General features: G+C 64.6%; 18 protein-coding genes. 6 read left to right on the top strand and 12 right to left on the bottom strand.

The window, feature by feature from the left end; genetic code table 11:
- Nucleotides 1-78 precede the first annotated feature (78 nt).
- From AC1M7R_RS24330 to AC1M7R_RS24315, 4 genes are all read right to left on the bottom strand, one after another.
- Complete coding sequence (locus AC1M7R_RS24330; RefSeq protein WP_072391609.1) at nucleotides 79-2,502, bottom strand: TonB-dependent receptor; 2,424 nt, start codon at nucleotides 2,500-2,502, stop codon at nucleotides 79-81.
- Between the two features lie 67 nt (nucleotides 2,503-2,569).
- Nucleotides 2,570-3,514, bottom strand: a complete 945-nt coding sequence (locus AC1M7R_RS24325; protein WP_072391606.1) for a FecR family protein — start codon at nucleotides 3,512-3,514, stop codon at nucleotides 2,570-2,572.
- On the bottom strand, nucleotides 3,514-4,023 hold the full coding sequence (locus AC1M7R_RS24320) for a sigma-70 family RNA polymerase sigma factor (protein WP_072391603.1): 510 nt from the start codon (nucleotides 4,021-4,023) through the stop codon (nucleotides 3,514-3,516). Before AC1M7R_RS24320 ends, AC1M7R_RS24325 begins: the two co-directional genes overlap by 1 nt.
- A gap of 180 nt (nucleotides 4,024-4,203) precedes the next feature.
- The gene (locus AC1M7R_RS24315) at nucleotides 4,204-4,725 is read right to left on the bottom strand and encodes an SgcJ/EcaC family oxidoreductase (protein WP_072431002.1); all 522 of its coding nucleotides are present in this window, start codon (nucleotides 4,723-4,725) and stop codon (nucleotides 4,204-4,206) included.
- 259 nt (nucleotides 4,726-4,984) lie between these two features.
- On the opposite strand from AC1M7R_RS24315, the gene AC1M7R_RS24310 reads away from it, so the two are divergent.
- From AC1M7R_RS24310 to AC1M7R_RS24295, 4 genes are read left to right on the top strand one after another with little or no spacing between them, the layout of a single operon-like run.
- Nucleotides 4,985-6,169, top strand: coding sequence for a sensor histidine kinase (locus AC1M7R_RS24310; protein ID WP_072391992.1), 1,185 nt, complete (start codon nucleotides 4,985-4,987; stop codon nucleotides 6,167-6,169).
- Complete coding sequence (locus tag AC1M7R_RS24305; RefSeq protein ID WP_072391597.1) at nucleotides 6,166-6,834, top strand: response regulator; 669 nt, start codon at nucleotides 6,166-6,168, stop codon at nucleotides 6,832-6,834. Before AC1M7R_RS24310 ends, AC1M7R_RS24305 begins: the two co-directional genes overlap by 4 nt.
- Entirely contained in the window at nucleotides 6,831-9,143 is a 2,313-nt protein-coding gene (locus tag AC1M7R_RS24300; RefSeq protein ID WP_490609995.1) for an ATP-binding protein, read from the top strand. Before AC1M7R_RS24305 ends, AC1M7R_RS24300 begins: the two co-directional genes overlap by 4 nt.
- The gene (locus AC1M7R_RS24295; protein ID WP_072391594.1) at nucleotides 9,140-9,604 is read left to right on the top strand and encodes a response regulator; all 465 of its coding nucleotides are present in this window, start codon (nucleotides 9,140-9,142) and stop codon (nucleotides 9,602-9,604) included. The genes AC1M7R_RS24300 and AC1M7R_RS24295 overlap by 4 nt, the downstream gene beginning before the upstream one ends.
- A gap of 40 nt (nucleotides 9,605-9,644) precedes the next feature.
- Here the strand turns inward: AC1M7R_RS24295 and AC1M7R_RS24290 are convergent, their stop codons facing one another.
- From AC1M7R_RS24290 to AC1M7R_RS24270, 5 genes are all read right to left on the bottom strand, one after another.
- Nucleotides 9,645-10,475 carry an energy transducer TonB gene (locus tag AC1M7R_RS24290; protein WP_490609994.1) on the bottom strand — a complete coding sequence of 277 codons (831 nt, stop codon included), beginning with the start codon at nucleotides 10,473-10,475 and terminating at the stop codon, nucleotides 9,645-9,647.
- Nucleotides 10,472-10,918, bottom strand: coding sequence for a protein TolR (tolR, locus tag AC1M7R_RS24285; protein ID WP_072391587.1), 447 nt, complete (start codon nucleotides 10,916-10,918; stop codon nucleotides 10,472-10,474). Before tolR ends, AC1M7R_RS24290 begins: the two co-directional genes overlap by 4 nt.
- Before the next feature lie 13 nt (nucleotides 10,919-10,931).
- Nucleotides 10,932-11,639 carry a protein TolQ gene (tolQ, locus tag AC1M7R_RS24280; protein WP_092181007.1) on the bottom strand — a complete coding sequence of 236 codons (708 nt, stop codon included), beginning with the start codon at nucleotides 11,637-11,639 and terminating at the stop codon, nucleotides 10,932-10,934.
- A gap of 64 nt (nucleotides 11,640-11,703) precedes the next feature.
- Nucleotides 11,704-13,623, bottom strand: coding sequence for a phytase (locus AC1M7R_RS24275; protein WP_490610495.1), 1,920 nt, complete (start codon nucleotides 13,621-13,623; stop codon nucleotides 11,704-11,706).
- 110 nt (nucleotides 13,624-13,733) lie between these two features.
- Complete coding sequence (locus AC1M7R_RS24270; RefSeq protein WP_072458782.1) at nucleotides 13,734-16,262, bottom strand: TonB-dependent receptor; 2,529 nt, start codon at nucleotides 16,260-16,262, stop codon at nucleotides 13,734-13,736.
- A 470-nt stretch (nucleotides 16,263-16,732) separates the two neighbouring features.
- On the opposite strand from AC1M7R_RS24270, the gene AC1M7R_RS24265 reads away from it, so the two are divergent.
- Nucleotides 16,733-17,647 carry a GGDEF domain-containing protein gene (locus tag AC1M7R_RS24265; protein WP_490609993.1) on the top strand — a complete coding sequence of 305 codons (915 nt, stop codon included), beginning with the start codon at nucleotides 16,733-16,735 and terminating at the stop codon, nucleotides 17,645-17,647.
- Between the two features lie 9 nt (nucleotides 17,648-17,656).
- On the top strand, nucleotides 17,657-18,694 hold the full coding sequence (locus tag AC1M7R_RS24260; protein WP_072391573.1) for an AraC family transcriptional regulator: 1,038 nt from the start codon (nucleotides 17,657-17,659) through the stop codon (nucleotides 18,692-18,694).
- Between the two features lie 100 nt (nucleotides 18,695-18,794).
- On the opposite strand, the gene AC1M7R_RS24255 is transcribed toward AC1M7R_RS24260, so the two are convergent.
- The 3 genes from AC1M7R_RS24255 to nirB all read right to left on the bottom strand — a co-directional run bounded on the left by AC1M7R_RS24255 (nucleotide 18,795) and on the right by nirB (nucleotide 22,257).
- Nucleotides 18,795-19,235 (bottom strand): CBS domain-containing protein, encoded by a 441-nt coding sequence (locus AC1M7R_RS24255; protein ID WP_490609992.1) that lies wholly within the window; start codon nucleotides 19,233-19,235, stop codon nucleotides 18,795-18,797.
- 83 nt (nucleotides 19,236-19,318) lie between these two features.
- The gene (nirD, locus tag AC1M7R_RS24250; RefSeq protein WP_072391568.1) at nucleotides 19,319-19,696 is read right to left on the bottom strand and encodes a nitrite reductase small subunit NirD; all 378 of its coding nucleotides are present in this window, start codon (nucleotides 19,694-19,696) and stop codon (nucleotides 19,319-19,321) included.
- The gene (gene nirB, locus AC1M7R_RS24245) at nucleotides 19,696-22,257 is read right to left on the bottom strand and encodes a nitrite reductase large subunit NirB (protein ID WP_490609991.1); all 2,562 of its coding nucleotides are present in this window, start codon (nucleotides 22,255-22,257) and stop codon (nucleotides 19,696-19,698) included. Before nirB ends, nirD begins: the two co-directional genes overlap by 1 nt.
- Nucleotides 22,258-22,638: the final 381 nt, after the last annotated feature.

The following is a 22,638-nucleotide window of genomic DNA, read 5'->3' as shown; positions in this document are numbered from 1 at the left end:
GTTTCACGCCGCGACCGAACAGCCCTCCCCCCATGCTGACGCCTGGAAATGGCTCCCTCCCTGGAGCTCTACGACGGGTCAGAAATCGACGGTCGCTGACAGCAGGTAGGTGCGCGGCGTCGACAGCGTCAAGCCTGGTTCGCTGTCGTCCGAGGCACCGGCCGAGCTCCAGTAGCGTTTGTCCGCCACGTTCTCGATGTTGGCGCGCAAGGTGATGTTCTTCTCGTCGACCTTGAATGTATAGCGGGCGCCCACGTCGAAACGGAACCAGGAGTCGATTTCCTTGACGTTGGACTGGTCCAGGTATTGCGAGCTGGAATAGATGCCGCGACTGGTCAGGGTCAGGCCCTGCATCGTCGGCACGTCCCACTCGGCTCCTAGGTTGACGTTGTATTTGGGGGTGGCCGGGGCCCGGTTGCCATCGAAAGCGCCGCCCGTGGTATCGGTCAGCTCGCTGTCGATGTACATCACACCTCCGAGCAGGCGGGTGCCCTTGATCGGCTCACCGAAGACACTCAGTTCCACGCCGCTGTTCTCGCGCTTGCCATTGGGTCCGAAGACACGGGTGGTGGCATCGGTGGCATAGGCCGGCTGCTTGATCCGGAACAGCGCCGCCGTCAAGGCGAATGGACCTGCGTCATACTTGGCCCCCACTTCGACCTGGCGACTGATGAACGGCGGGAAAATCTCGTCCTCGTTTATCGAGGTCGACGGTGCGATCTTGCCCTGGCTCAGGCCTTCCATGTAGTTGGCATACAAAGACAGTCTGTCGGTGGCCTTGAACAGGAGGCCACCCGACGGCGAGACCTTCTCTTCATCGTAGGCCGTGTCGCCTTTGACATGGTTGGTCCAGTCATCCACCTCCACCCGCTGCCACCGGGCACCGAGGGTCAACAACAGCCGGTCATCGAAGAAGCCCAGGGTGTCGGACAATGCCACGCCGCTGAAGTGGTTCTCGGTGTAGACCTTGTCGTCCTGTCGCGTAGGCCTGCTGGGGGTCGGGGTCTGTACCGGGTCGTACAGGTTGCTGCGGCCGTTGGCATAGCGGGCGCCGCCATTGGTGAAGTCCATGTAGAAATAACTGGCGGCCAGGTTGACCTCATGGCTCACCGGCCCGGTGTGGAACCAGTTGCGAACCCCGGCCGTGGCCGTCCGGACATTTTCGTCCCGGGTGAAATCCCGTGGCTGAACGGTGAAGTCGCCGGCGTCATTGCTCACCGAGACGTTATGGCGAAGGAAGTCATGGTTGCTTTTACGCGCTCCGACACCGCCATACAGCATCACGGCATCGTTGACATCGAATTCGGCGTTCACCGTACCGAAGGTGTCTTTGGTCCGCGCCTTGGTCCAGGGCTGCGCATAGTTGTCGCGCACGTCGCTGGCATGGGGAACCTGGGCATTGGCGCCCACTTGTACGCGCTCCTGCGGTGCATCCGTATCGCGCTCGGTATGACCGATGTCGGTGGACAGACGCAGGCGTTCGCCGCGGAAGTCCAGGCCCAGCACGGCCATCTCCCGATCCACGCTCTGGTGGTCCCACTCGGTGTCGCCGGACTGCTTGACGCCGTTGAAGCGGATGCCGAACTTGTTGTCTTCGCCGAACCGCCGACCGACATCCACCGCACCGCCCAGTTGGTTGTTGGAGGCGTAGTTGCCGGTGAACGAGGTGATGGGCTTGTCGCTCGCGCGCTTGGGCACCACGTTGATGCCGCCGCCCACGCTGCCACGTGGCGAGATTCCGTTGATCAGTTGGGTCGGGCCCTTGAGGATATCGACCCGGTCGGCCATTTCCATGTCGATGGTGTATGTCGGCAAGACACCGTAGAGACCGTTGTAGGCCACATCACTGTTGAACAGACTGAAACCACGGATGGTGAATTGCTCATAGCGGCCACCCGCCGGGTTGGTGGAACGAACCGAGGGGTCGCTGGCGATCAGGTCGCCCAGGGTCCGCGCCTGTTGGTTCTTTACCGTCTCGCTGGTGTAGGTGGTCATGCTGAACGGCGTTTCCATGAAGTCCCGCGAGCCCAGCAAGCCCTGTGAGCCACGACGCGCCACTTGGCCGCCGGCATACACGTCGCCTCCCGAGGTAGCACCGGCTCCGAGAATCGAGGTGGGCGCCAGTTGCAGGCTGCTGCCTTCCGGCGCGGGCACCAGGACATAGGCCTGTTCACCCACCGGTTGCAATTGCAGGCCGGAGCCCTGCAGCAGACGGGCAAAGCCCTCCTCAACACCGTATTCGCCCGCGAGGCCGGGGCTGTTGCGGCCGCTGACCAGGGACGGATCCACCGACAGGTTGACCCCCGCCAGACCGGCGAACCGGGTCAGTGCGGCGCTGAGGCTGCCGGCCGGCACCTGGTAGCTGCGCCGGGACGCATCCTCGGCCTGGCTGGTGGCGATGAAGAATGGGCTGGCACTCAGGCTCAGCATCAGGCTCAGGTTCAACAGCGGACGCCAGCCGGCAACGGCCGGGCGAAAACGCAAAGGTACTGCTACGGACATTGGAGGGAGCTCTCGTTTTTGTTCACTTGCCTTGAATGACAAGCGAGACAAAAAAAGGGGACAGGCTTCAGGCGATATTTTTACGAGGGACCAGCGTGACCCAGTACCCGGTGCGCATTTGCACATCCAACGGCAGGCTGGCCGCCAGCAGCGCAAGGATCCGATCGGTGTTTTCCAGGCGGAAGCTCCCGGTCACCCGTAGCGACTCCAGGCTCTGGTCCCAACGCAACACGCCCGGACGATAACGGTCCAGCTCTCGCAGAAAATCCCCCAACGGCTGGTTCTGCGCCACCAGCACGCCGTCACGCCAGCCCAACTGAGCCACATCGAAGGCACTCACAGGCCCTGCGCCGGCGGCCTGTAAACTGACCTGCTGGCCTTTCTCCAACGTCAGCGACAGCCCATGCAGCGGCTGCAGTTGCGCTGAACCGCTGAGCAACGACACCTGGCAACTGCCCTGGCTCAACCGCACACAGACTTCGCCATCCCTGAGGGTGATCGTCCCATAAGGTGCCTGGACGGTCAGCGGCATATCGACCGCGACCTTAAGGGCCATCTCGCCTTGGACCAGAAGCACTCGCCGTGCCTTGAGATCCAGGTCCACGGCGCTGTCGGTGTTCAACTGCAATACGCTGCCATCCACCAGCGACCAGCGCCGCTGTTCTCCGGTGGCGGTGTGCAAGTCGGCCCGCCAGGCTTGCAGCGGCAGCTCTCGTCCCAGGATCCAGGCGGCCGGCACCAGTGCAGCGACGCCCAAGGCCCGCTTGAGTACATCGCGCCGAGGCAGGGATGGCCGATCCAGGGTCGCCATGCCCAACTCGGGAGGCACACCGGCGAATCGCTGGCGCAATCGCAGGGCCTTCTGCCAGGCCGCCTCATGCTGGGCACAGCTGTCCCGCCAACGCTGCAGGCCGGCGGAATCGAATTTACCGTCACCAACGTCCATCATGGCCAACCAGCGAGCCGCCGCCCGGGCCACTTCCCGGGCTTCGGGGCAAGGAGCCGGGTTCATCAGAAGTCCACCAGCAGGCAATGTTCGTAGGCCTGGGCCATGTAGCGCTTGATGGTGCGCTCGGACACCTGCATGCGCTCGGCGATTTCCCGGTAGCCCAGCCCTTCGAGCTGGCTCCACAAAAAGGCCCGCCGCACCAAGGGCGGCAGGCCATCGAGCAACTCATCCAGGGCGTGCAGGGTTTCGAGCAGCAACCAACGTTGTTCGGGAGACGGTACGCACGCTTCGGGCAAGCTCGCCAATGCGTCGAGATAAGCCTGCTCCAGGTTGCGCCGGGTGTAGAAATTGCTCAGCAGCCGCTTGCCGATCGTCAGCAGATAGGCGCGAGGCTCGTGCAGGTCGGCCAGGGGCTGGGCGCTGGACAGCACTCGCAGGAAGGTATCCTGGCGCAGGTCCGCGGCATCCCAGGCGTTGCCCATGCGCCGCCTCAGCCAGCCTTCCAGCCAGCTGCCGTGATCACGGTACAACGTATGTAGGGACTGCTCCGCCGGCGTAGCTGCATCAAACATGTCAAGAGGCCCTGCGCATGGAATGTCTCAAATGAGACTGATTCTAATTAATATTCATGCGCTAATCCAAGTCCTTTATGCCCCATGAATGCATAAAGCCCTGCTCGCCGGGCGATGACTCGGCCTTGCCGAGAAACGACAACGCCCTTGCAAGCAAGGGCGCGGGTGCGGCAAGACGGGTCAGTGGCTGGCGTGCAGGACTTTCGGCACCTCCGGCATGGCCGAAGAGTGATGGTTGATGATCTTCCACTGCCCATCCAGGCGTTCGTAGAGGAAGGTATAGCGGGCCTGGACATCCCGCTTGCTGCCGTCGGCGTTGGTGAGCGTGAAGGTGTAGACCCCACTGTCCATGGCCGCATCGGGGCCCATATGACGGATCTCCCGGTAATTGATCGTTCCCACCGGCTTGCCGGTCAGGAAGTGATCGAAGTAGTCCTGGATCTGTGCCGGTGTGGTGCGCACCTTGTTGGACAGCGTCGGCTGCAGGATGGCGTCCGGTGCATAAAGGCTGGTCATTGCCCTGGCACTGCCGGTCTTCAGCGTGGTGTTCCACTGGTCGAAGAGCGCAGCGATTTCGCGATCACCCACGTCTTTCGGCTGTTCGGCCACGGTGCGATACACGTAAGGCGTGGCATCGGCCGCATGGACCAACGGCGAGGTCAGCACAAAAAAGGCGGCAAGGGCGAAGGTTTTCATTTTCATCGTGGGGCTCCTTTGGGTTTCAATGACCCCACTTTGCCGGCCGCCCGCACCGCCGCCATCGGCCAACCGGTGCCGATCGACTATGCCGTTCGGCAGATGGGCCCCGCCACCGACACGCTCTAGGCTGTACATGCAAAGCCAACGATTGACGACCAGGCAAGGCGGTTTTCAACGCAGCCTGATCGTCGCGCAGGTACTTTTCATGCAAGGCTTGATACCGCCTCGCGACCGAATCGGTCCCTTTGATACCGGAGCCCCCATGCAAAGCCCTCCCCATGACCCCGGCAGCGCCCTGGCCATTCGGACCCAGTATCGCCAGTCGCAAAGCCGTGCCGCGCGCCTGGGCCTGCTGCTGGGCACCGGCCATGAACTGACCCGGCTGCCGCTGGCCCAGATGCGCCAGCGCGTGGTGCAACGGGCCTGTGCGTTCATGGCCATGGATCACGGCCTGCTGATGGAGTGGACGGCGGATGACCCGCTGCGAACCCTCGCCAGCCATGGCAGCGGCGAGCGCCTGGAACGGCTCGCCAGCCTCGCCCATTCGCCTTCGGCCGACCCGCAATGGCTGGAGTGCCCCGGCAGCGTCCTGCCGCAAGTGCTGCGCGTGCCCTTGCGCACCTTCGACGGCGCGGTATCCCGAGTCTTGCTGCTGGGCAACAGCGTGACCATCACGGCGCCGGACAACGAAGACATCGACTCGCTGCAACTGCTAGCGACACTGTTGGCCGCGCATCTGGAGAACCATCGGCTGCTCGAAGCGCTCCAGGCCCGGGAGCGCACCATGTCGGAGCTGGTCCATCGCCTGTTCAGTGCCCAGGAGGACGAGCGCAAGCGCGTGGCCTACGACCTGCACGACGGCCTGGCGCAGAATCTGGCAGGCCTGCATCAACGCTTGCAGGGTTTCGCCGGGCGCTGCCCCTCCCTGCCTCCGGAGCTGGCGAACGAGTTGCAGACCATCCTGGCCCTGGCCAAGGGCTGCGTCGGTGAAGGCCGGCAATTGATCGGCGGCCTGCGCCCCCATGTGCTGGATGACTTTGGCCTGTACAAGGCTGTCGACAAGGAAGCCGATCGCCTGCGCGAGGCGGGACTGGCGGTGAGCTGGGACGATCACAGCGCCGCCCGCCTGCCCGGCGCGGTAGAGATCGCCCTGTTCCGCATCGCGCAGGAGGGCATCAACAATATCCTCAAGCACGCCCAGGCCAGCCATGCGCGCCTGGGCCTGTCGGTGAGCGACGGCCAGGCCTGCCTGCGGGTCGAGGACGACGGCCGTGGCTTCGCCCTGCGGCAACCTGTCGAAACCAATGGCCGCTGCCACCTGGGGCTTGCCGCGATGCAAGAGCGCGCCAGCCTTCTGGGAGGGCAATTGAGCTGTTCGAGCGCCCCCCTGGGCGGGACCCGGCTGCTGATCCGCGTACCACTGCCCGCCCATGGAGAGCAGCCATGACCGCGCCCATACGCCTGTTGCTGGCCGACGATCATGAAGTCACCCGCACCGGGTTCATCGCCATGCTGGCCGCAAGCGAAGGTTTCGAGGTGGTCGGCCAGGCCCGAGATGGCCAGGAAGCCCTGGACCTGTGCGAACGGCTGCACCCGGACATCGCCATCCTCGACATCCGCATGCCGGTGCTCAACGGCCTGGGCGCGGCGCGCCTCCTGCGACAACGCCAGCCCTTCATCAAAGTCATGATCTTCACCATGGACGACAGCCCCGACCACCTGGAAGCAGCCATCGATGCCGGTGCCGTTGGCTACCTGCTCAAGGACGCCAGCCGCGAGGAAGTGCTGGATGCCCTCCGGCGGGTGGCCCGGGGCGAAGAGACCTTGAACAGCGCCGTCAGCGCCCGCTTGCTGCGGCGCATGGCCGAGCGCGGAGGCAGCGCCGCCGCTCAATTGCAGGCCCTCACGACCCGGGAACGCCAGGTGCTGGGCCTGGTGGCGGGCGGTTTCAGCAACCGGGAAATCGGCGAAAAGCTCGGCATCGCCCCCGGCACCGCCAAGGCCCATGTGGAGCGGGTCATCGGCAAGCTGGGCGCCGCCGACCGGACTCAGGCCGCGGTGCGCGGCATCGCCCTGGGCCTGGTGGCGCAACCCGCCGGGCAATGGCCATGAAGCTGCGGATCACGCGTCGCTGGGACGACCTGCCCCTGCGAGGCAAGGCCCTGGTGGTGATTTCCCTGCCGCTGGTGGTGCTGTTGCTGTCGCTGGTGCTGATCTACTTCACCGAACGCCAGACTGCCCGCGCCGAGGAGGACGTTCGCCGGGTGTTGCGGGTCCAGGGTGATATCCAGGCGGTCCATACCCTGCTGGCCGAAGCAGCGGCCAGCGTGAGGGGCTACCTGTTGACCCGCCGCGAGGACTTCCTGCCCGGCTACGAAAAGGCCACGTCGCTGATCCAGGCCGCCCTGCAACGCCTGGACCACAACATCCGCGACGCCAGCGTGCGCGATCATCTGCAGACCATCACGCCGCTGATCGAGGAGAAACTCGACGGATTGGCGGCGCTGCGCAACGGCAGGACCGATGACACCGAGGCCATCACGGCGATCCTGATCGAAAACAAGCAGGTGCTGGACGTGCTGCGCGAACAGATCAACGCCATGCGCATCCGTGAGGACGCCCTGCTCGACGAACGCAGCGCCGCCGCCTCGGCCACCCGCATGCGCCTGCTGTTCGCCACGTTGCTGGCAGCGGTATGCGGCCTGTTCGGTGCGATAGTCGCGGTGCTGTTCCTGTCCAAGGGCATCGTTGCCCGGGTGCAACAGGTGCAAGGCAACGCCCAGCGCCTGGCCCTGGGTCAACCCTTGCTGCCGCAACCACCGGAACAGGACGAGATCGGGCAGTTGGGCACCCGCCTGGTGGAGGCCGGGCAACTGCTGGCCGAGCGCGAGCGGGCGCTGCGGGACAACGAGGAACGGCTGCGGCTGATCATCGACGGCGTGAAGGACTACGGGATCTTCGCGCTGGATGCCCAGGGCCACGTGATCACCTGGAATGCCGGCGCCGAGCGGATCAAGGGCTATACCGAACAGGAAATCCTCGGTCGGCATTTTTCCCTGTTCTACCTGGCCGAGGAATGCCCGGCACATCCGGACATGGCCCTGCGCGAAGCCACCCGCGACGGCCATTACATGGAAGAAGGCTGGCGCTGTCGCAAGGATGGCAGTCGCTTCTGGGCCAGCGTGGTCATCACGGCCCAATACGACGCCACCGGCGCCCTGCGCGGTTTCTCCAAGATCACCCGGGACATCACCGACCGGCGTGCCGCCGAGATCGCCCTGGGCACTGCCCGCGAAGAAGCGGAAAGCGCCAGCCGGGCCAAGAGCGAGTTTCTGTCGCGCATGAGCCATGAGTTGCGCACGCCCCTCAATGCCATCCTCGGCTTCGCGCAGTTGCTGGACATGGACTCCACGGCCGGGCAGCGCCCCCAGGTCAGCCATATCCTGCGCGCCGGCCAGCACCTGCTGGCGCTGATCAACGAGGTGCTGGACATCGCCCGCATCGAGGCCGGCCGCCTGCCGCTGAATATCGAGCCCATCGCTCTGTCGGCGGTCCTGCACGAGGCCCTGACGCTGGTTTCGCCCATGGCCGCCGACGCCGGCATTCGTCTCGTCGAACTGCCGCCGCTTCCGGAGGGCACTGGTGTGCGGGCCGACCGTCAGCGCCTGGTCCAGGTGCTGCTCAACCTGCTGTCCAACGCCATCAAGTACAACCGTCCCGGCGGCGAGGTGCGCATCGAAGTGACCGCCCAGGCCCATCAGGTCAGCATCGCCGTCAGCGATACCGGGCACGGCATTGCCCTCGATCAACTGGCGCAGTTGTTCAAGCCGTTCGAACGCCTGGACGCCGATCCCCAGGTCGAGGGCACCGGCCTCGGACTGTCCCTGAGCAAGAGCCTGCTGGAAATGATGCAGGGCAGCCTCCAGGTGCACAGCGTGCCGCAACAGGGTTGCTGCTTTACCCTGCTGTTGCCGGCCGCCCAGGTGAGCGACAGCCATTCGGCGCCCATCGCGCCCCTGGCGGTGGCCCGCCCACCCGTCCAGTACCACGGCAAGGTCCTGTGCATCGAAGACAACCTTTCGAGCCTCGCGCTGATCGAGACCCTGATGCAACGCCGTCCGGGCATCCAGCTGCTGTCGAGCATGCAGGGCCAGATAGGCCTGGACCTGGCGCGCCAGCACGCGCCGCAACTGATCCTGCTGGACGTGACCCTGCCGGACCTGGAGGGCCTGGAAGTCTTGCGTCGCTTGCGCCAGTCCCCCGCCACTGCCGCGACGCCGGTGCTGATGATCACCGCCGACGCCAGCGACCTGACCCACCGAGCCCTGCAGGATGCCGGCGCCACGGCGATCCTGACCAAACCCATTCACATCCAGGCCTTCCTGGCCCATCTTGAGCACTATCTGCCGGAGCCCGCATGAACCGCGACCTGCGCATCCTGATCGTCGACGATCAGCGCCCCAACCTGGACCTGATGGAGCAATTGCTGGCCCGCGAAGGCCTGCATAATGTGCTGAGCAGCACAGAACCGCTGCGCACCCTCGACCTGTTCAACAGCTTCGAGCCGGACCTGGTGATCCTTGACCTGCACATGCCCGCCTTCGACGGCTTCGCCGTACTGGAACAGCTCAACCGCCGCATACCGGCCAACGACTACCTGCCGATCCTGGTCCTGACCGCCGACGCGACCCGGGACACCCGTCTGCGGGCGCTGGCCCTGGGCGCGCGGGACTTCATCAGCAAGCCCCTGGATGCGCTGGAAACCATGCTACGCATCTGGAACCTGCTGGAGACCCGCGCGCTGTACAAGGCGTTGCGCACCTTGATCCCATCCCAGCAGATCGAACTGCTGCGCCAGCATCGGCCCGCCGACCCGGCCTAGGCGCTGTACCGCGAACCTTGCGTGGACGGTTGTCCGCAGCTCATTTGATCCGATAGTGGAAGGTATTGCGCACCGCCGGCACGGTCACCGCCTTGCCATCGATGATCCGGGGCTGATAACGAAAGCCCTGGGCCGCGGCCAGGGACGGACGGATGAACAGTGGATGGCAACCGTCGAGTACCTTGGGATTATCGATGCGCCCATCCGGCGTCACGCTGTATTCCACCGTGCAGTCGCCTTCCAGGCCTTTGTCCAGGGCACGCTGCGGATAATCCGGGGCTTGCTTGCTCAACGGCTGGTAGCTGCGGCTGTCGGCGGCAGCCAGGCGGGCCTGCTCGGCCTGGTGTTGCCGGGCCAGTTCATCGGCCTGCCTGGCCTGGCGTTGTTGTTCGGCGGCCTGCTGGGCTTCCTGCAAGTGCCGCTCATGCTCCGCACGCCGCTCGTTCTCTACGCGCTCGCGTTGCTGTCGGGCCTGTTGCTCGCGTTTGTGCTCCTCTACCCGTTTGCGCGCCAAGGCTGCCTGTTCGAGTTTTCGCGCCTGGAGGCTCGGGTCCGGGAGGGGCTTGGCCGCTTCGGGCCGGGGCATCTCGGCCGGCGCCGGGACGGACTCCACCGGTTGCGCTGCCACAGGTTCCAGCGGGGCCGGGGCGGCCGCCTCGGGCGCAGGGGCCGGCAGCACCACCCATTGCGTGCGTAGCACCCGGGCTGCCTCCGCGGCAGGCTTTTCCACGCTCCAACCCAGTACCAGCAAGGCCGCCACGGCAGCGTGCAGGGCCACGGCGAGCCCGGCCGCCAGGCTGTTTTGCCAGAAACGGTGGCTGGCCGCTACCGGCAGGTTCATGGAAGAACTGTGCATGATCATCGCCGTCATTGCGGCGCCTCGGTCACCAGTCCCAGGTTGCTCACGCCGCCCTGCTGCAAGGCGGCCATGGCGGCGACGACCCGGCCGTAATCGGCATGATCGTCGGCCCGGATATACACCTGGGTGTCGCTGCGCTCGGCAACCACCTGGGCCACCTTGGCCCGCATCTGCTCCAGGTCCACGGCGCTGTCGGTCTGGTGTCGGGTGTCCAGTTCGTCGCCCAGGTTCCAGTAGTAGCCGCCTTCGGCCTTGACCGACAGGGTCAGGATCCGCTGGCGACTGTCGTTGGCCAGTGCCTCGCTCGCGACCTTGGGCAGTTCTATCTTCACACCCTGGGTCAGCATGGGCGCGGTGACCATGAAAATCACCAGCAACACCAACATCACGTCGATGTAAGGCACCACGTTCATTTCGGCCTTGGGCCCGTGCTTGCGTTGTGGCTTGACTAGCATCTGCCCTCTCCTTTCAAGCGGCCGAAGCCAGGTTCACCGGGGCGCCGTGCAGCTTGCGATGCAGACGGGCCTGCAACTCGTTGCCGAAGGCGTAGTAGCAGGTCAGCAGGGTCTGGCCACGGGCGGCGAACCGGTTGTACGCGATCACCGCCGGGATTGCGGCGAACAGGCCGATGGCCGTGGCGATCAGCGCTTCGGCGATGCCCGGCGCTACCGTGGAGAGGCTGGCCTGCTGTACCTGGGACAGGCCGAGGAATGCGTTCATGATCCCCCAGACGGTGCCGAACAGACCGATGTAGGGGCTGACCGAACCGACGGTGGCGAGCAATTGCAGGCCCTTTTCCAGTTGCACTTCCTGCTCGCTGATCGCCACTTGCAGCGAACGCTCCACCCCTTCGAGCACCACCTCGGGTTGGCAGGAAGGTTGGTGGAACTGAGTGAAGGCCAGCAGGCCTGCCTGGAAAATCGGCGTGATGCCGCCGTCCACGTCCCTGGCCTGGGCACTTTCGCGGTACAGGGGCAACAGGTCCTGGCTGCTGCGAAAACGCTGCATGAAACCCTTGAGCTGTCGCTCGTTGCGTTGCAGTACCGTGCTGCGCTGGATGATCAGGTACCAGCTCGACAGCGACGCCAGCAACAGCGTGAGCATGACCGCCTTGACCAGCAGACTCGCGTCGCCGATAAGGCCCCAGATCGTCATGTGTTCCAAAGTGGCTTGCATGGGTAGAACTCCTGTCTGGCTGCTATTCGATGAAATGTTCGTGACCGGTTGATGACAGCGTCGCTCAAGGCAGGCGCAGCGCCCTGGCGATATCGGCCCAGGGCACGAACTTGAAGTTCTGGGCCTGTTCGGGCATGCGCTTGCGTCCGTCCTGGACCACCAACATCCCCTGGCTCCAGGGCCCGCCGAGGTTGACCGAAGTGACTTCCAGGCCGTCGGTTTCCGAGGCGCCGTCGATACCCGCCGCCGCATTCAAGCCGACCCGCAAAGCACCGCGTACGGCGAAAGGCGGCGCGGCATCGAGCACCAGGTAGCTGTCGTTGCCCTGGCTGGACACCACCAGGTAATCGCCGCCGTCGCCTCGGTACAGGGCCATGCCTTCGACGTCGGCGTGCAGTTGCGGGCCGACTTCGATCACGCGGGTCAAGGTGGCCGGCTGGTCGGCCCGGGCATCCACGGCCCAGACGCCGACGTCTTCCTCCCCCAGGAACAACCGCTGATGGCGCTCATCGGCCACGCAGCCTTCAGGCTGGCTATCGACGCTGAACTGGCGCACCAACTCGCCCTTGACCAGCCCATCCGGGGCGCTGAGGCGATATTGCAGGTAGCGGCCGTCCTTGCCGTTGACGAAGGCATACAACTCGCCCTCGGCGGGCTGGAACAGGCAGATGCCGTAGATGTCCTCCAGCGGCGTGGGGACCTCGCCCGCTTCGCGCAGCTCGCCACTGGCGCGGTCGATGCTGAACAGGCTCAGGCTGTTGCGGTCGCGGTTACTGGCCACCGCCAGGTCGACGGTTTGCATGCCGAGTTTGAAATTGGCCCGCAAGTCGACGTTGTTCAGACGCCCCACCGACAGCTCCTGCAGCAATTTGCCTTGCAGGTCGTAGGCGAGCAGCCCTTGCTTCTTGTTGGTGCCCAGCACCCGGCTCGCCCCGGGCGTCGTCGGGTGCACCCAGATCGCCGGGTCATCCGCGGCGTCGCCCTGGCGAGCCACCGGTTCGCTCTGGGCGACGGCAGCCACGCTGGGCAACACCGGCGCCAGCGCTACCGGCGCCGGTTGCCAGCGGATTTCGCCCTGGTACAGCTGGCCGTTGTCGTCGTCCCGCAGTAGCACTTCGAGCGCGTCTTTTGTCAACCGTGCCGCCAGGCCTTCCGGCTCTTTCAGGCCTGCCAGGGCCAGGATGCCCTGGGACGTCCATCCCGCGTCCGTTTGCTGGTACAGATGCAATTGCGCGGCGTCGGGATCGAGGCCCAGCATGCCCCCCGGCATCACCGCCATGGCACCTGCCGTCTGCCGGATATCCCCGAACGGCGTGCGCATCGCCACGGGCATCCGCACGGTCTCGGCTTCAGCGGACGCCGGATAGGCCCACCAGCCGACCCGCTCTTCGTTGACGAACAACTGGCCGGCGGCGTCCTGCACCTGGCAGGTCTTGGCGTCCGGTGGCAATGGCAGACCGCGCACGCGCTGGGGCTTCGCACTCAATTGCCCGTCGGCGCCTACCAGCCATTGTTCGCCCTTGCCCTCTTCGCCCACCAGGAACACGAACAGGTTGCTCGCCTCATCGCGGTACAGGCACAGGCCGTTGACCGGAAAGTCCCGGGTGGGCAGGTACACCGGCGCCCCCCATCGACGGCCCTTGGGGTCGAGGTTGACCAGTACCGCCTGCTGGCGCGTGCTGTCGAGGCTGGCGACCAGCACGTCGGTGCCGAGGGTGCGGCTGTCGAGGCCTTCGAAACGACCCTTCAGGCGCGCCAGTTCGCGGCCTCGGGCATCGAGCAGCAGCAGCCCGTCGCGCCCGGCGGCCAGGCGTTCGCGGGTCTGCTCGCCGGGCAGGAACGTCAGCGCATCCAGGGAAAGTGCCTGGGTCGGCGCCCAGGGTTGCAGCGTCAGGCCGGGGCTGGCTGGAGCCGCCAGGGCCGGGCCGGTGGCCAGGCCGATCAACATTGCCAGCCAATAGTGCTTGGAAAAACCGATATTCATATCCAACGCAAAATCCTTGTCATCGAGCCGGGCTCAAAGTGGTTTTTATTTACCTTGTGGCGAGAGGGTTTCGCTGAGTCCCCTCGCCACAGAAAGATCAGCCCCGTCATTCAGAAATGCGTGAAGGTCAGCCCCAGCTTGTAGGTCGGGCCGTACTCCTCGTACTGGCCGTTGTAGGAGCGATGCCCGGTGTAGACGAAATACGGCTCGTCGGTGAGGTTCTGGGCCTCCAGGCTGACCTGCAGGTTCTTGGTCAGCGAATAGCGGGCGCTGAAGTCGACGAAGGTCTGGGCATCGACGTGCAGGTCGTGATCGCGGTCGCCGATGGACGCCAGTTCGAACAGATACGCCGACTTGTAGTTGGCCGACAGGCGCAGGCTCAGCTTGTCGTCTTCCCAGCCCAGCATCAGGTTGCCAACCGTGTCGGACTGGTTCGGCAGATCGATGCTGCGCTTGCGCTGGGTACCGCTGGCCTGGTCGAAGCCTTCGATTTCGGCATCCGAACGACTGAAGGTGGCATTGGCACCCAGCAGCAGGCCGTTCCAGGGCGCCGGCAGCCAGTCGAATTTTTGTGAGTAGGCCAGTTCCAGGCCATACAACTTGGCGCTGTCGCCGTTGGCATAGCTGTGGGCTTCGGCAAAATCCGTCCAGGCGCCGGTGCCGGCCAGGTCGGTGTTGTAGACGAAGTGCTTGATGTCCTTGTAGAACACGAAGGCCGAGACGGTCCCGGCATGGCCCATGAAATGCTCGATGCCCAGGTCCAGGTTGCTCGACTCCAGCGGCTTGAGGTCCGGGTTGCCGAAGGTTGCCTCGTCATCGTCGATGACGAAGCCCGGCGCCAGTTGCCCAAAGGTCGGACGCACCACGGATTTGGTCCAGGCCGCACGGACCTGGGTGTTCTTGTCCAGCTGGTAGCGCGCGTGCAGTCCTGGCAGCCAGTGGTGGTACTTGCGACGGGTCTGGGTGTCAGTGAATACGCCGTCGGTGGCGCCGGTGCCCTTGGCTTCGAATTCGGTGCCTTCGTAGCGCATGCCGGCGATGAAGCGCCAGTCGTCGATGTCGACGGTGTTCATCAGGTACGCGGCATTGATGTCTTCGCTCATCTTGAAGTCGTTGACCCGGGATTCCTGCTCGTCGAAAAACGCATCGCGATCCAGGCCGCCCAGCAATTGCTTGATGGCACCGGGGCTGATGCCCGGTCCGTAATGCCCGAGGCGGTAGTCCACATTGCCTTTCTGGAACTGCCCGAGGTTGAGCTGTTCGTCGGTGAAGCCCAGGTCATCGAAGTCTTCATAGACCCAGGCGTCCAGGTCGTTGTCCTTGTCGCGCCGGCTCACCTTGCCGCCGAACTTGACCTGGGAGGCATAGCCGCTCAAGTCATAGTCCCGGGCCAGGTCCAGGCGCAGGTTTTTCTCGGTGTCGGTGGTTTTCTGTTCCTCCCAGTCCACCTTGTCGAGGCTGAAGTTGGTCGGGTCGTAGAACCCCGGGCCGATGATCGGTCGCGGCTTGTCACTGTCGTAGAAACCACCGTCGAAACCGTCGATACCCTTGAAGGTGGCGCCGGCGATATGGCCCGGGCTGTCCTCGCTGGAGCGGCTGTAGCCGCCCTGGCCGCTGAGGGTCCAGAGGCCGAACATGCGCTCGCCACCCAGCACGTAGGACTGGATTTCCTGGGTTTCCTCCCGCTGCTTGAGTTTGCGCTCGCCTTCGGCAGCCCCCACCTCGCCCGGCGCTTGCGGGTCGTCGAAGGCAATGCTGGCGGCATTGCGCACTTCGCTGTCCTTGTAGCGGCTGTACAGGGTGCGCAGGTAATAGCTGCTGAAGTCGTCGGGCTTGTAGTCGAAGTTCAAACCGCCCCCGGCCCGTTCACGGCGGATGTCGTAGTCGCGCTGTTCGAACTCTTCGAGCCGCGAGCCTTGCTCGAAATCCCAGGCGCCCCCGGTTTCGACGTTGTCCGAACCGAAGTCGCGCTTCTGCCAGCTCAGCGCGGCGGCCACACCGAAGTTGTCGATGCCATCGCCCAGGCTGAAGCGGTCGCTGGCGGCACCAGAGAATTTCGGGCTGGTCTGGCCGGTGTTCTTGTCGTAGCTGGCTTCGCTGCTCCCGGTATAGAACAGGCCCTTGTGGTCGAAGGCCGAGAGGCTTTTCACATCCACCGTGCCGCCGAGGGAGTTGGCGTCCATGTCTGGCGTCAGGGTCTTGATCACCGACAGCGACTGCACCAGCTCCGATGGCAATACGTCCAGCGCCACGGCCCGTCGTTCGCTTTCCGGGGCCGGCACCAGCGTGCCGTTGATGGTCACACTGTTGAGGTCCGGCCCCAGGCCCCGCACGCTGACAAACCGTCCCTCGCCCTGGTCGCGCTCCACGGCGACACCGGGCAGGCGCTGCACCGCCTCGGCGACGTTCTCGTCCGGCAACTGCGCCACGCCGTCGGCATGCACCACGCTCTTGATGCTGTCGGCGCTGCGCTGTTCCTTGAGGGCCTGATCGATACTGGCCGCCTGCCCCACCACTTCAACGTGTTCCGTGGCGCCGGCGGACTGCTCTGCGGCGTTCAGTCGTTCACTGGCGATGGCCATCGCCAACGCGGTGAACGTGAAGCCCACGAGCCCGGCAGTGCTTGTGCGGTGATGCATGATGGTCCTCCCCGGAATCCGAAATCCGCCAGGCAATGGCCCGGCAACTGGGAGGGCACGCTAGGGCCGGGCAATGACGGTTCTGTGACAGCGGGGCCGAGCCAGAGGACGATATCGGCGATTCAGACGGGTTGGTCGGCCGAAGTGAGCTGAAATGACCTCTTCCCTGCGGCCCGATGAAGCTGAAGACGCTGACCTCGTGGCGAGGGGATCGATCCCCGTTGGGCTGCACAGCAGCCCTGTAGCGCTGATTGCATGGCGCGACAGGTATGCCGGCCGGGAGCGCATCGCCTCCCAACGGGGATCAATCCCCGCGCCCCAATGGGAGAGATGCGGCCTCCCTGCAGCAAAAAAACCGGACAACCGATGAGCTGATTCGACCTCCCCCAGGCATTCGCCCGTCGTCACCGCACTGTCACATTCATCTGCTGTGCTGGGCCGCATTCCGCTTCTGGCAAAGGATTCCGGCCATGTTCTGCGTGCTCGGCCCGCATCGTTTCAAACTCGCCCTGCTGCTCTTGGCCGCCAACCTCGGGTTGATCCTGCACCTGGCCTGTGGCGAGCTCAAACCCGTCGCACAATGGGTCTGGCTGGACATCCTGGGCGAAGGCGGCTCGGCGCTGCTGGCACTGGTCTGGCTGGGCCTGGTGCTCAAGAGCCGGCCGGCCGGACGAGTGACCAACTACCTGATCCTGGGCCTGGGCTGCATCTTCTTTTCCTGGTGGATCGACAGCCTCGACGAGTTCATCCATCTGCCCGACAGCATCACCTGGGATCATTGGCTGGAATCCGGCCCGATGCCGGTGGGCATGATCCTGCTGACCCTCGGCATCTACCACTGGCACCGCGAGCAACTGGCAATCAACGGCCAGATGGAAAAGCGCGAACGACTGTTCCGCGAGCACCGCTTGTTCGACAAGCTCACGCCCCTGGGCGGCGCGGACTTCCTCAAGCACGAATTGTCCGCCTGCCTGGAAGACAGCCGGCGCCGCCAGCAACCGCTGTCGCTGCTGGCCCTGGACCTGGACAACTTCACCGCCATCAACCAGCGTTTCGGCCACGGCGAGGGCGATGCAGTGCTCCAGGCCGTCAGCCAGTTGCTGGTGCTGAACCTGCGCCGCCAGGACCTGCTGTGCCGGCTGGCTGGCGATCGTTTCGTGGTGCTGTTGCCCGACACCGGCGAAAGCCAGGCCCGGCGCCTGGCCGCAGAGTTGCAGGACGCGGTGCGCAGCCTGGCTCACAAGACCCGGCAACACGGCGAACGCCTGCAACTGCTGGCCAGTGCGGCGGTGGTGATGGCGTTCGACGAATCCCCCGAGGCCCTGCTCAAACGTCTCAACCTGGCGCTGGCCCAATCCCGGCCCAGCCTGGCGAAAAGCGCCTGAGGCTGCGCCATGACCATCAAGACCTGCTGGTACGAGACCGACTGCCGCTTCATTCCGGGGCACTATCAGCCTGCCGCGCTGATCGACCTGGCGCTGTCGCGGGACATCGACAGCCATCGCCTGCTGCGCGGCACCGGGTTGTTCCATGACGATATCCTGGCCGGCCGCAGCCGCATCAGCCCGCAGCAGTTTCTTGGCCTGATCGAGAACAGTCGGCGCCTGCTGGATGCCAGCGACAGCAGTTTCCTCTTCGGCCAGCGGCTGTTACCTGGGCACTATGGGCCGGCCAGCCATGCCTTGCGCCATGCGCCGAACCTGCACCAGGCCCTGCAGACCCTGATCGAGCAACAGGCGCTGCTCAGTCCGCTGGCCGCACCACGCCTGCTGCTGGATGAGCATTACGCCTACGTCCACTGGCTGGACAGCTGCGGCGCCCATGACCAGTGGCGCTTCGTGCTGGAAGCGAGCATGACCTCGATGATCGCGATGAGCACCTGGCTGAGCGGCGAACGCCTGCCGTGGCAATGCAGCTTTCGCCACAGCGAGCCGCGTTATGTGGAGCAATACTGGGTACATCTGGGGGAACAGACACAGTTCGACCGGCCCCTGGACCTGATGCGCCTGCCCCGCCACTGCCTGGCCCAGCCCTGGCCCGACGCTTCGGCCACCGCCGGCCAGGTGGCACGGATCGAAGCCCGGGAACAGCTCGATCACCTGGGCTTCACCGCCAGTTTCCTCGACTGCGTCTACGAGTACCTGCGTGCCCATGTGCGCCAGACCCCGAGCCTGGAGCAGACCGCCCAAGCGTTTGCCATGAGCCCGGCCACCCTCAAGCGCAAGTTGCACAAGCACCACACCGGGTTTCAGCAACAGGTGGACCGGGTGCATACCCATGTGGCCTTGTACCTGTATCAGGTCAAGGGCTTCAGCAATGAAGAGGTGGCGCAGTACCTGAGCTTCAATGACACCGCGAACTTCCGGCGCTCGTTCAAGCGCTGGACCGGCAGCACGCCCAACCTGATTCGCCAACTGCTGATGCTGGGCTGACACCTATTGGTTGCCAAGGTCGGAGCGACCTGTGGCAAGGAGCTTCATCCCCTTGCCACAGAGGTGATGCCGGACGGTGCCGGCAATGATTGTGCGAGCCTCAGTGCCCGCGGATGTAGTGTTCCAACTGCCGGATCAGATCGGCCTGTTCGACGATGGCCTCTTTCACCAGGTCGCCGATGGACAACAGCCCGATCAACTGCCCATTGTCCAGCACCGGCAGGTGCCGCAGATGGCTGTCGGTCATGACCTCCATGCAGCGATCGGTGCTTTGCTGGCTATCGGCGGTGATCACCGGCGCACTCATGATCGTGCGCACCGGCGTGCCTACCGAGGAGCGTCCCTGCAGCACCATCTTGCGTGCATAGTCCCGTTCGCTGAACACGCCCACCACCTGGCCGTCTTCGATCACCGGCAGCGCACCGACATTTTTCTCGGCCATGATCCGCAGCGCCTCAAGCACCGTCTGCTCCGGCGCGATGCTATGGACCTGCTGGTTCTGCACGCTCTTGAGTCTTACCAGTTGAGCTGCGGTTTTCATTGCTTCCCCCCGACCTGCGGCTTGGTACGTTCGCTTAAGGGCCCTTGTGGCGAGGGAGCAGGCGCCCTCGCCACAAGAGCGGATCAGTGCTCGCCAATCTCCACCACGTCGCCGTTGAGTCGCACCGGCCATACCCGCAGGCGTTGTTCCGGGTACTCCAGGCAATGGCCGTCCTCCAGACGGAAATGCTGCTTGTACATGGGCGATGCGATCACCAGTTCACCCTTGATACTGCCCAGCAATCCGCGACCGATGACGTTCGCGCCGGACTTGGGGTCGCGGTTGTCGATGGCGTAGAGCGGCCGGTCCACCTGCTCCGGCAGGTACAGCAGCGCCACCTGGCTGCCGTCGTGCCAGGCGACCACGCCGGAATTGGGCACCAGGTCCTGGCGACTGCACAGGGGCCGCCACTGCACCTGGGTCTGGGCGACGGGAATACGGACGACATTTGACTGGCTCATCAGAGCACCTCCTCGGTGACGGGAATCAGGTGAAGTTCGCCGGCATGAACCGGCCGGCGCTGGCCGCGTTCCCTGACGAAATGGACATCCGGGTCGCCGCGGCCATCGTTGACGAAGGTACGGAAACGCTTGAGCTTTTCCGGGTCTTTCAGGGCATTGGCCCACTCGCATTCGTAGCGGTCGACCACCAGTTGCATCTGGGCTTCGAGCTCGGTGCCCAGGCCCAGGCTGTCATGGATGATCACGTCCTTGAGGTAGTCCAGGCCGCCCTCCAGGCTTTCGCGCCAGACCGATGTGCGCTGCAGCTTGTCGGCGGTGCGGATGTAGAACATCAGGAAGCGGTCGATGTAGCGGATCAGGGTTTCGTCGTCCAGGTCGGTGGCGAACAGCTCCGCATGCCGTGGACGCATACCCCCATTACCGGCCACGTAGAGGTTCCAGCCCTTCTCGGTGGCGATCACGCCGACGTCCTTGCTCTGGGCCTCGGCGCACTCGCGGGTGCAACCGGATACGGCGAACTTGAGCTTGTGAGGCGAACGCAGGCCCTTGTAGCGATCTTCGATAGTCAGGGCCATCTGCACGCTGTCCTGCACACCGTAGCGGCACCAGGTGCTGCCGACGCAGGATTTCACCGTACGGGTGGATTTGCCGTAGGCATGCCCGGTTTCGAAGCCGGCCTCGATCAGCTCGGCCCAGATGTCCGGCAGCTGGTGCAACTGGGCGCCGAACAGGTCGATGCGCTGGCCACCGGTGATCTTGGTGTAAAGGTCATATTTCTTGGCGACCACGCCGATGGCGATCAGCTTGTCGGCGGTGATCTCGCCACCGGCGATCCGGGGCACTACCGAATAGGTACCGTTCTTCTGCATGTTCGCCATGAAGGTGTCGTTGGTGTCCTGCAACGGCACCAGTGACGGGTCCATGATCGGCTGGTTCCAGCAGGAGGCCAGGATCGAGCCAACCGCCGGCTTGCAGAGGTCGCAGCCGGTGTGCCCGCGACCGTGCTTGGCCAGCAGCTCCTCGAAACTGATGATGCCTTCCACCCGCACCAGCGCGTACAGCTCCTGCCGGGTGTAGGCGAAATGTTCGCACAGGCTCTTGTCGACGCTGACGCCACGGGCGACCAGCTCGTGTTCGAACACCTGCTTGACCAACGCGGCACAGCCGCCGCAACCGGTGCCGGCCTTGGTGTCGCACTTCAGTTGTCCGAGATCGGTGCAACCGCTGTCGATGGCCGAGCAGATCGACCCCTTGGTGACGTTGTGGCACGAGCAGATCGTGGCGGTTTCGGGCAACGCCGCCGGGCCCAGTGTCGGAGCGCCGGCAGACGACGGCAGGATCAGGCTGGCGGCATCCTTGGGCAGCGCGATGCCGTTCTGCATGTATTGCAACAGCGTGTCGTAGTAACTGTTGTCACCCACCAGCACCGCGCCGATCACTCGCTTGCCGGCGGCGTCCACCACCAGTCGCCGATAGCTGGCGCTGGTTTCGTCGATGAACTGGAAGCTGCGCGAGCCTGGGGTGTTGCCATGGGCATCACCGATGGAACCGACGTCCACGCCAAGCAGTTTCAGCTTGGTGGACATGTCGGCACCGGTGAACGGCTCGGCATTTTCACCGCACAGTCGTGCCGCGACACTGCGGGCCATCTGGTAACCCGGAGCGACCAGGCCGAAGATGCTGCCGTTCCAGGCGGCGCATTCGCCGATGGCGTAGATGTCCGGATCGCAGGTCATGCACTGGTCATCGATGACCACGCCACCGCGTGGGCCGATGGGCAATCCGCTCTGGCGCGCCAGGGCGTCCTGGGCACGGATACCGGCGGAGAACACGATGAGATCGGTTTCCAGGAAATCATCGTCACCGAAATTCATCCGGTAGCGATACTGCTCACCGGCGGTAATGGACTGGGTTCCCTTGGACAGGTGCACACCGACACCCAGCATCTCGATACGGGCCTTGAGCGCCAGGCCGCCCCGCTCGTCCAGTTGCACCGGCATCAACCGTGGCGCGAACTCCACCACATGGGCTTCCAGGCCGAGGGTCTTGAGGGCATTGGCCGCTTCCAGGCCCAACAGGCCGCCACCGACCACCACGCCGCGACGGGCATTGCCGGCAGCGGCGCGAATGGCATCGAGGTCCTCGAGGGTGCGATAGACCAGGCAGGCATCGCCTTGGGCACCCTGGATCGGTGGCACGAACGGGTAGGACCCGGTGGCGAGTACCAACTTGTCGTAGCTGATGCGATCCCCGGCAATCACCACCTGGCGCGCCTGGCGATCGATCTCCTGGACCGGTACGCCCAGGTGCAGGGTGACGCCTGGCGTCTGGTACAGCGACGCTTCGCCGAGGGCCAGGGACTCGGCATCACGACCCGAAAAATACTCGGACAGGTGCACACGGTCATAGGCACGCATCGGCTCTTCGCTGAACACGTGCACGCGGTAATGGTTGAGGGCACCGCGCTCGATCAGTTGCTCGACGCAGTGATGGCCGACCATGCCATTGCCGATCACGATCAGCGTTTGCAGCTTGTTCAGGGAAGCGACGTTGGAATTCATATAAAGCACCCGACAAAAGCCCATCACGGTTTTTGGAAGCAAAAAAAAAGACGCCTGAAACCTTGCGGTTCCAGGCGTCTTTGCCTGTTCTGTGCGGTATCGGCCCGGCGACTGCGCCTCGCCCTACCGTTATTTCCCCGACCTGCTGGCATTCGATCTTCGTTGACCGACGGGGCTGCCCACTCGATTGCGTTCGCGGTGGGCCTGGTCACCCTCTTGCAGCGAGCGTGCCAAACCTTGCGTGCAACGCCTCGGTCATGCCCAGAGTGCCCAGCCGCCCCTTGTGGAATCGGGTCCTGCAGCGAACCTGTCGCCTTGGTGAGCCATGGCCAGGACCTGCGCCGCCACCGCCGACGCCTGCCTTCCCATGGTGCGAATCCT

The organism is Pseudomonas sp. MS01C9 (assembly GCF_058202755.1).
The sequence above is the reverse complement of the archived record's forward strand: the minus strand, read 5'-3'. Positions and strand labels throughout refer to the sequence as shown.